The organism is Clavibacter sp. MX14-G9D (genome assembly GCF_032917815.1).
Classification (GTDB): Bacteria; Actinomycetota; Actinomycetes; order Actinomycetales; family Microbacteriaceae; genus Clavibacter; species Clavibacter michiganensis_K.
Map to the genome: position 1 here is coordinate 1 of NZ_JAVCVL010000259.1, position 3,449 is coordinate 3,449.

4 protein-coding genes are annotated in these 3,449 nt (G+C 75.1%); 3 read left to right on the top strand and 1 reads right to left on the bottom strand.

All coding sequences use genetic code 11. The features are described from left to right. Positions 1-444, top strand: a 444-nt coding sequence (locus Q6969_RS14280) for a cyclophilin-like fold protein (RefSeq protein ID WP_317231037.1), incomplete at its 5' end; no start/stop codon positions are given. Positions 445-536: 92 nt separating this feature from the next. Beyond that, positions 537-1,082, top strand: a complete 546-nt coding sequence (locus Q6969_RS14285; RefSeq protein WP_317231038.1) for a hypothetical protein — start codon at positions 537-539, stop codon at positions 1,080-1,082. A 133-nt stretch (positions 1,083-1,215) separates the two neighbouring features. Here Q6969_RS14285 and Q6969_RS14290 read toward each other — a convergent pair whose 3' ends face one another. Beyond that, entirely contained in the window at positions 1,216-2,262 is a 1,047-nt protein-coding gene (locus Q6969_RS14290) for an NAD(P)-dependent alcohol dehydrogenase (RefSeq protein ID WP_317231039.1), read from the bottom strand. 152 nt (positions 2,263-2,414) lie between these two features. On the opposite strand from Q6969_RS14290, the gene Q6969_RS14295 reads away from it, so the two are divergent. Further along, the coding region (locus Q6969_RS14295) for a carboxylesterase family protein (protein WP_317231040.1) at positions 2,415-3,449 on the top strand (1,035 nt) is incomplete at its 3' end.

Here is a 3,449-nt window from a genome sequence, read left to right on the forward strand (position 1 = left end):
CCGTCCGCGCCGGCCAGCCCCGCCGCGGCGGGCACCCCGGAGGCGACCGCCGCGGACCGCGATGCGGCCGAGCGGCCCGTCGTCGGCACGGTGATCCGCTTCACGGGCGGCGGGCAGGTGGTCGACGTGACGCTCGGCGAGGACAACCCCACCTCGCGCGACCTCGTCGGCCGACTGCCCACGACGCTGCGCTTCGCGGAGTTCGCGGGGCGGGAGAAGATCGCGTACCCCGAGCCCGGGCTCGCGGTCGAGGGGTCGCCCGGATCCGACCCCGAGGACGGCGACCTCATCTACTTCTCTCCCTGGGGGAACCTCGGCTTCTACTACGACGCCGCGGGCATCGGCTTCGCCGCGGAGACCATCCACCTGGGCCGCTACGACGCGACGCCCGCGCAGCTGGCGGCGTTCGACGACGCCGACGTGACCATCGAGGTCGTCGAGTGAGCCCTCGCGGCTCGCACCCGCGCTCCTCCCCGTCCGCATCCCCCACCCCCGCGACCGGACCCCCGGCCGGACCACCCCACGAGAGGCCCCGCATGCGCACCGCCGACACCACCCCCCACCGCCGGACCGCCCCCCACCTCCGGACCGCCGCCGCGACCCTGGCCCTCGGCGCCGCCCTGGCGCTCGCAGGGTGCTCCAACCCGCCACAGGCCCCGGGCACGGCGCCGTCCGCCGAGGCCACGCCGAGCGGATCCGCGCCCGGCACCGCGCCGCTCAGCGCTCTCGCGGGTGCCTGGGAGATGACCCGCCTCGAGGTCGGCACCGCGGGCGACCTCGCCCCCGTCCCCTACTCCGGCCAGGTCGTGTTCACCGACGCGGGCACGATGTCGGTCCAGGCCCGGAACCCCGACGCCGCCGCGCCCGACGGTCCGTACACGGTGGGCGGCTACGAGGCCTTCTCCGGGACCGTCGCGCCCGTCGACGACGACTCCCTCACGGTCGAGGTCGACTCCGCCCTCGCCCCGGCCCTCGTCGGCCAGACGCTCGCGCGGGACTTCGCGGTCACCGGCGACACGCTGGTGCTGACGCCCACCGACCCCTCCGAGGGGTTCCGGGCCACGTACCGGCGGCAGGGCTGATCCCGGGGGCGGACCCGCCCGGGATCGGCGTGGCCGGCCCCGGGCGCTGAGGGGCCGCCCCTGCGCGACGCGGAAGGGCCCCGCGGATCCGAGGATCCGCGGGGCCCTTCCGCGCGCGTGACGCGCGAGGTGGTTACGCGAACGTCTTCGCGTCGATGACGAAGCGGTAGCGCACGTCCGACTTGAGGACGCGGTCGTAGGCCTCGTTGACCTGGTCGGCCGAGATGAGCTCGGTCTCCGGCACGATGCCGTGCTCGGCGCAGAAGTCGAGCATCTCCTGCGTCTCGGCGATGCCGCCGATCATGGAGCCGGCCCAGCTGCGGCGCGCGGGGATGAGCGCGAAGGCGGGGATCTCGAGCGGCTCCGACGGGGCGCCGACGTTCACCAGCGTGCCGTCGATCGCGAGCAGGCCGATGTACTTCGACATGTCGAGCTTCGCGGAGACCGTGTTGATGATGAGGTCGAAGGAGCTGGCGAGCTCCTCGAAGGTCGACTCGTCGCTGGTGGCGAAGTAGCGGTCGGCGCCGAGGCGGAGGCCGTCCTCCTTCTTGGAGAGCGTCTGCGAGAGGACGGTGACCTCGGCGCCCATGGCGTGCGCGATCTTCACGGCCATGTGGCCGAGCCCGCCCATGCCGACGACGGCGACCTTGGTGCCGGGGCCCGCGTTCCAGTGGCGCAGCGGCGAGTAGGTGGTGATGCCGGCGCAGAGCAGCGGGGCGACCTTCTCGACGTCGAGGGACTCGGGGACGCGGAGCACGAAGTCCTCGTCGACCACGACGGCCTCGGAGTAGCCGCCCTGCGTGATGGTGCCGTCGGCCGGGTCGGTGCCGCCGTACGTCTGGATGTTGCCCTTCAGGCAGTACTGCTCCTGGCCGGCCGTGCACTGCTCGCACTCCTTGCAGGAGTTGACCATGCAGCCGACGCCGACGAGGTCGCCGACCTGGTGCTTGCTGACGTCCGAGCCGACCTCGGTGACGCGGCCGACGATCTCGTGGCCGACGACCTGCGGGTACTGGATGGGGCCCCACTCGCCGCGGACGGTGTGGATGTCGGAGTGGCAGACGCCCGAGTAGGCGATGTCGATGGAGACGTCCTTCGGGCCGACGTCGCGGCGCTCGATGGTGGTCTTGGTGAGGGGATCGGTGGCGGACGTGGCCGCGTAGGCGTTGACGGTGCGCATGGTTCTCCTTGAGCTGTCCGGTGGGGGAGGGGGAGGATCGGGTCGATCCGGCCGCGCCCTCTTCGGATGCGGTACCCCTCGACGGTACGCCTGCCCGAGGCCCCACCCGGACCGACGGCGCCGACCCGGGCTCGGGCGGATAGCGTGGCGGGATGCCCGCGCCCTCCTCCCTCGGCCCGACGGCGACGCGATCGGGGCCGGTCACGGGCCGCGCGGACGGCGACGTGATCCGCTACCTGGGGATCCCCTACGCGACGGCCGCCCGCGGCGAGCCGCCGGTGCCCGCCCGGCCCGCTCGCGGATCCGACGGCGAGGCACTCGTGCTCACGGCCGTGCGGCCGGCGCCGGCCTGCCCGCAGCCGTCCTCGCGCATCCTCGACACGCTCATGCGCGGGGCGCTCGCGGGCGTCGCGCGCTCCGAGGACTGCCAGCGCCTGTCGATCACCCTGCCCGCCGACCTGCGGCCCGGCGAGACGCTGCCCGTGATCGTGTGGTTCCACGGCGGCGGGTACACGACGGGGGCGGGCGACCTGGCCATCCATGACCCGCGCGCGCTCGTGGTGGAGCAGCGCGTGATCGTCGTGGCCGTGACGGCGCGGCTGGGGCTCCTCGGATTCGGCGGAGGGGGATCCGGGGGACGCCGCCCGCACGACGGCCCGCCCGCGAACCTCGGGCTGCTCGACCAGCTCGAGGCGCTCCGCTGGGTCCGCGACTCCATCGCCGCGTTCGGCGGCGACCCGGGGCAGGTCACGGCGATGGGGCAGTCGGCGGGCGGCGACGCGATCCTGCACCTCATGATCAGCGACGGCGCGCGCGGGCTCTTCCGCCGGGCGATCGTGCAGAGCCCGCCGGTGGGGATCACGGCCGGGCGGGAGCGCATGTTCCGGGCGATGGCGCGCGCCACGCGCACGCTCGCCGCCGACGCCCCGCTCGCCGACGTCATGCGCCGGCAGGCGCGGGCCGAGCGGGCGTCGTGGGCGTCGGGGATCCGCGCGGGACTGCCCTGGGGGCCGCGCTACGGCCACGCGCCGCTGCCCGCCGAGTCCGACCGGGAGGCGGCGTGGGCCGCGGCCGCGCCCGACGTGGACCTCCTCATCGGCACCACGCGCGACGAGACCGCCATGTACCTCCCGGCGCTCCCCGTGATCGCGCCGCTGCTGCGCCTGCCCGTCGTCGGCCGGGCGCTC

Coding starts and splice junctions, on each gene's coding strand:
- Q6969_RS14290 (WP_317231039.1), bottom strand. CDS start 2,262: ATGCGCACCGTCAACGCCTACGCGGCCACGTCCGCCACCGATCCCCTC.
- Q6969_RS14285 (WP_317231038.1), top strand. CDS start 537: ATGCGCACCGCCGACACCACCCCCCACCGCCGGACCGCCCCCCACCTC.